At 71.8% G+C, this 5710-nt stretch carries 4 protein-coding genes; 1 reads left to right on the top strand and 3 read right to left on the bottom strand.

The window, feature by feature from the left end:
- Positions 1–93: 93 nt before the first annotated feature.
- Positions 94–537 (bottom strand): phage tail protein, encoded by a 444-nt coding sequence (locus ACWF94_RS31385; RefSeq protein WP_453496104.1) that lies wholly within the window; start codon positions 535–537, stop codon positions 94–96.
- Between the two features lie 59 nt (positions 538–596).
- A complete protein-coding gene (locus ACWF94_RS31380) occupies positions 597–2189 on the bottom strand; it encodes a phage tail sheath subtilisin-like domain-containing protein (RefSeq protein ID WP_453496101.1) in 1593 nt (530 codons plus the stop codon).
- 663 nt (positions 2190–2852) lie between these two features.
- Here ACWF94_RS31380 and ACWF94_RS31375 point away from each other — a divergent pair.
- Positions 2853–4292, top strand: coding sequence for a hydrolase (locus ACWF94_RS31375; protein WP_453496098.1), 1440 nt, complete (start codon positions 2853–2855; stop codon positions 4290–4292).
- A 166-nt stretch (positions 4293–4458) separates the two neighbouring features.
- On the opposite strand, the gene ACWF94_RS31370 is transcribed toward ACWF94_RS31375, so the two are convergent.
- The coding region (locus ACWF94_RS31370) for an ATP-binding protein (protein ID WP_453496095.1) at positions 4459–5710 on the bottom strand (1252 nt) is incomplete at its 5' end.

Genomic DNA, 5710 nt, shown 5'->3' with positions numbered 1-5710 from the left:
CCGGTACGACGTCCGGCCCCGCCGGTGGCGCGGGGGCCGTTCCGTCCCCGGAGTACGTCACGGCGCCGCCGCTCCTGGCAGCGGTACGCCGCATTACTCGATTTCCATTTCTTCGAAGATGATGCTCACGGTCTCGGTGAGGGCGGACGCCTCGCCCGCCTTGACCGTGCTGGTGTCGATCTTGTGGCACCAGGCGTTGCGCAGGTTGTAGCGCTTCACCGGGTTGTTCTCGAAATCCATCATGATGACGGAGGCGTTCTTGCGGGCCGAGGACATCTGGCCCGCGAACGACTGGTTGATCCACTGGGTGAAGGACGCCGAGTGGGTCATCCCGCGTACGACCGTGCAGGTCCCGTGCTTCTTGTTGCCCGGCATGTTCGTGGTCTCCTGCTTGCCCGCGGCGGTGTTCTGGACGTACGTGATGACGTCCTGCTCCAGGGTCAGGCCGCTGACCTCCGCGAGGTGCTCGACCATGACGCCGTCGATCTGGAGGCCGAAGTTGTGTGCTGTGAGGGTGTCGCCCGGCTGAAGGCTCATCTGCTCGCCGTCCTTGTGAAGGTGTCTGGGTGAAGGGGATACGGAGGCGGGGCCCGGTCCTACTCCTCCAGCTCTCCGCCGCCGCTGGAGAACTGGGCCAGCCGGAAGATCACGAACTCGGCCGGCTTGACCGGCGCGATGCCGATCTCACAGACCACCCGGCCGACGTCGACCGACTCCGGCGGGTTGGTCTCCTCGTCGCACTTGACGTAGTACGCCTCCTCGGGACGCTGGCCGAAGAGCGCGCCGCTGCGCCACTCGTTGACCAGGAACGCCGAGATATTGCGCCGGATACGGGCCCACAGGGCGTGGTCGTTCGGTTCGAACACCACCCACTGGGTGCCGATGAGGATCGACTCCTCCAGGTAGTTGAAGTACCTGCGGATGTTCAGATAGCGCCAGGCCGGGTCGGAGGACACGGTGCGGGCGCCCCACACCCGGATGCCGCGGCCGGGGAAGGAGCGGATGCAGTTGACGCCGATCGGGTTGAGCAGGTCCTGCTCGCCGCGGGTGATCTGGATCTCCAGGTCCACCGCGCCGCGCACGACCTCGTTGGCGGGTGCCTTGTGGACACCGCGCTCGGCGTCGTTGCGGGCCCAGACGCCGGCGATGTGGCCGCTCGGCGGGATCAGCCGGGTCTGGCCGATGGCCGGATCGAAGGTCTTGATCCACGGGTAGTACAGAGCCGCGTACTTGGAGTCGTAGCCGGCCGTCTCCTGACGCCAGACCCTGACCTGACGGGCGTTCAGCCGGGGCGGCGGGTCGATGATCGCGACCCGGTCGCCCATGAGTTCACAGTGCGCGATCAGCCCCAGCTGGACGGCCTTGACGGCTTCGAGGCCGATCCCGCCGCGCTGGTAGGCGGCCATCAGGTCCGGCACGGCGACCATGGAGATCCCGTCGACGGCCTCCAGGCCGCCGAAGCCGGTGCGGTCCGCCGAGTCACCGAGGTACTGGGCAGGTCCGGGGTGTGCCTCCCCGGACGCTCCGGCCTCCGCGTCCGGTACGGCGGGGGAGGGGGCCGTGAGGGACACCGTCTGGTTCTCCGGGCGGGCCAGCTGCCCGGCCGGCGCGGCCTCGGCCACTGCGATGAGCCGGGAGCGCTCCTTCACCTGGGTGACGACGTAGGCGCGGCTGCTCTTCTTCGGGGTGACGTCGAACTGCTCGGCGGTCCTGTCGCCGTCCTTGACGATCAGCTTGAACCGCTCGGCCGGGCCCTCGCCGTCCGCGTCGGCCACCTCGACGCTCAGCGAGCCGGAGGCACCCGGTGCGAGGGCGCTCACCGTGAACGTGCCGAGCCGCTGGGGCTCGCCCGACGGCAGCGCGGCCGGGGCGGCACCGCCGGCCACCGCCGAGGGCTCCCGGCCCTCTGCGGGGACGCCGTCGGCGGAGCCGCCGACCCGGACCACATAGGCGGCCGAGCCGCCGTTGTTGAAGAAGCCGTAGACGGCGGGCGCGAGGTAGTAACCGTCGGTGAACTCACCGAAGGACGCGACATATTGGGTCCAGTTGGTCACCAGCGTCGGCTCGTTGAGCGGGCCGGTCGGTGCGAGTCCCACGAAGGCCGCGACCGAGGTGCTCACCCCCTCGATGGGGCGCGTACCGCCGGCGACCTCCTCGACATAGACGCCAGGCGACAGATAGGACGGCATGCTCTGCTCTCCTCGGAGTACTGGGGCGTGTTGCGAGTCCCGCCTGGCCTGCGACGCCCGGCAGGCACTCCCCCTGGGTTCTTCGGCCCGGTGGGGGTCCCCCCGGGCCGCCAGGCCCAGGGGGAGTGCCCCCACGCTGTGTTGTCGGAGTCATCCGAGTACGTCCGGTTGACGAGGATGATCCTCCGCCTTGCGATCTCCCCTTCGGCCCCTGCGGGCCGGGGAGACCCTTCCCCTCGGCCCCTGCGGCCCTGGGGAGGCCCCAACCCTCGGCCCTGGGGCCTGGGGAGGCCCCAACCCTCGGCCCTGGGGCCTGAGGCGACCCCAACCCTCGGCCGCTGCGGGCCTGGGCCGGGACCAACCGGACGTCGCAGGCCCCGACCTCTGGGCGGACGGCGCTGCTTTCGCAACGCGCCCTGGACAGGACCGCCCTCAGCCTCCCGCCCGCAGGGCGTGAGCCGTAACGCCCATCGGTACCTGGCCGGGGGCAGTGCCGTTGCCCCCGGGGGTGACCTCGGGGGCAGCCGGTGCCGCCGGGCCCACCGGGACCGCGCGGGACCGCGCGGGACTGCGCGGGACCGTCCAGGGGAATGCCTCTTCGGGCAGGGCGACTCTGCCCGAAGACCTGCGACAGGGCCGTGTCCCCCTCCGTAGCGTCGTCGCGTGAGCCTGTGGACATCCCTGGAACCCGCCTCCACGACCGTGGACCCGGGTGGCAGTACACGAGTGCGGCTGCGGCTGCGCAACACCGGTGACGTCGTCGACGAGTACCGCATCGAACCGGTGGGGCCCGTCGCGCCCTGGACCACCGTGGAACCCCAGACGCTGCGCCTGTATCCGGGCACGACGGGAACCGCCGAACTGACCTTCGCGCCGCCGCGTACCCCCGACGCCACCGCCGGGCCGAACCCCTACGGCATCCGGATCACGCCGACCGAACACCCCGAGGCCACCACCGTCCCCGAGGGCAACCTCACCATCACCCCCTTCACCGAGGTACGGGCGGACCTGGTGCCGCCCATCGTCAAGGGCCGCTTCCGGGGCAGGCCGCGGCTCGCGGTCGACAACCTCGGCAACACCAAACTGACCGCCTCCCTGAACGGCGCCGACAACGGCGATCAGCTGTCGTTCGACATCCGGCCCAGCAATGTCCAGATCGAGCCGGGCCGCGCCGTCTTCGTCGCGGCCACCCTCAAACCGAGGGACATCATCTGGTTCGGGGGCGCCGAGGAGCGGCCGTACACGCTCTCCCTGCACCGCTCAGGCACCGACCCCCTCCCGGTGGAGGGGACGTATGTCCAGCGCGGCTTTCTGCCCGGCTGGCTCGCCACCTTCCTCGGGGTGTTCCTGGCCCTCGCCCTCACCTTCGTCATGCTCTGGATCGCGTACAAACCGTCCGTAAAGACCGGAGCCACCGAGAAGGTCGCCGAGGCCGGCAACACCCTCGCGCCCAGCCCGTCGGCAGCGGCGAGCCCGCCGCCGCTTCCCCCGGCGCCCTCGGCGGCCCCGCCCACGCCACCCGAGCCGAAGGACACCAAGGAGGAGGAGCCGGGCGGTGGCGGCGGGGGCGGTGGCGGTGGCGGTGGCGGCGAGGCCCCTCCGGCCGCGAAACCGAAGGAGGAGACCGCCGCCACCGCCGTGCGCCGCCTCGCCAGGGACGACCCGTCCGGGCAGCACATCTGCTACCGCGCCTATGTCACCGGGCGGGGCTGGCAGAAGCCGGTGTGCGACGGCACGATGGCCGGCACGACGGGCCAGAAGCTGCCGATCCAGGCTCTCAACTTCGCGGTCGCCGGTGGCCGCGGCTCGGCGGCCTTCGCCTGGCTCCACAAGCCCGGGTCCACGGACGACCGGGGCGAGGGGCAGCCGTGGACCGAGGTCGTCGCCGACGGCGAGGACAACTACATCGGCGAGGCGAAGAAGGACGCGCCGTACATGCTGGGCTTCGGCATCAACATCGGCGACGGACAGATCTGCCAGTCCACCCGCATCCGCTCGAAGGACTGGGGTAACCAGCACTGCGCCAAGGCCCGCCCCGAGATGATCTACGGCGGCACTCTGGAGAACTCCAGCTGGCTCGAAGCCGTCAAGCTGTCGAGGTGACGCCCGAAGCGAGGTCGTCGAGCCCGTCGAGCCCGTCGAGCCGTACGGCCGTCGAGCCCGTACGAGCCGAGCTGTGCGAGGTGACCGGGGCGTACGAGGTGACCGGGGCCGGCCCATGAGGTGACCGGGGCGCGCGCCGGGTGGCGGGCCGGCCGGGAGCCCGCGGCTACCAGGCGCCCTCACCCGGGACCAGCCGCCCCGCCTTGCGGTACTCGCGGCGGGCGCCCTGGAGGAGGTCCGCCGCCGTGACGATGCCGTCGCGGCCCGCGGCGAGGTAGGCGGCCGTCACCACGGCGCTGCGGATGGAACCGCCGGCGAGTTCGAAGCCGGCCGCCATCGGGCCGAGTTCGATACCGGCCGCGCCGGGCACGCGCGCGAGGCTGTGCCGCCACAGCGCGAGACGCTGCTCAGCGTCCGGGAACGGGAAGTCGACGATCAGGTCCAGACGGCGGGTGAACGCCTCGTCGATGTTGGCGCGCAGATTGGTGGTGAGCAGCGCGACCCCGTCGAAGGACTCCAGGCGCTGGAGCAGATAGGCGCTCTCCAGGTTCGCGTAACGGTCGTGCGCGTCCTTCACCTCCGACCGCTTGCCGAAGACCGCGTCGGCCTCGTCGAAGAGAAGCACCGCGTCGGTGCGGTCGGCCTCGGTGAAGACGCGTTCGAGGTTCTTCTCCGTCTCGCCGACATACTTGTCGACCACCGACGACAGCTGGAGCACATAGAGGTCGAGGCCCAGTTCGGCCGCGATGACCTCCGCCGCGAGCGTCTTGCCGGTGCCAGAGTCCCCCGCGAACATGGCGAGGACCCCCCGGCCCCGGCCGCCGCCCGCGCTGAGCCGCCAGTCGCCCAGGACCCGGTCACGGTGGCGGGCGCGCAGGGCGAGTTCCCGCAGCTGGTCCAGGGGCGGGCCGGGGAGGACCAGATCCCGCCAGTCCACGGCGGGGCGGATCCTGCGGGCGTGCCGCTCCAGGCCCGACGCCGACTGCTGCCGGGCGGCGAGGCGCAGATGGGCGGGGGTGAGCGGGGTGCCGTCGAAGCCCGCGAGGCCCTGGGCCGCGCGGACGGCGCGGGCGATGCCCTCGCCGCCGAGGTGGTACGGGGCGACCGTCGTCGCGAGGTCGAAACCCGGCTCCCCGCCGAGAGCGGCCGACCAGACGCGCCCCGAGTCGCCCGCGCGCCCCGGCGGAGCCTCCAGGACGAGGGGGTCGCGGTCGCACCACTGGGGATCGTAGGGGAGCGGCGCGATGATCAGCACGGATACGTCATCGGCCGCCGCCAACTCGTTCATCAGCCGGGCCGGTCGGGCCGGCCGGGCCGACTGGTCCGGGTTGTCCGACCGGGCCGGGCTGTCCGAGTTGGTCGGATTGTCCGGTGAGCAACAGACGACGACCGCGCGGCCGAGCAGCCGGGCCTCCCGC

The organism is Streptomyces sp. NPDC055078, assembly GCF_053607985.1.
This window is presented reverse-complemented; position numbering and strand designations above follow the sequence as displayed.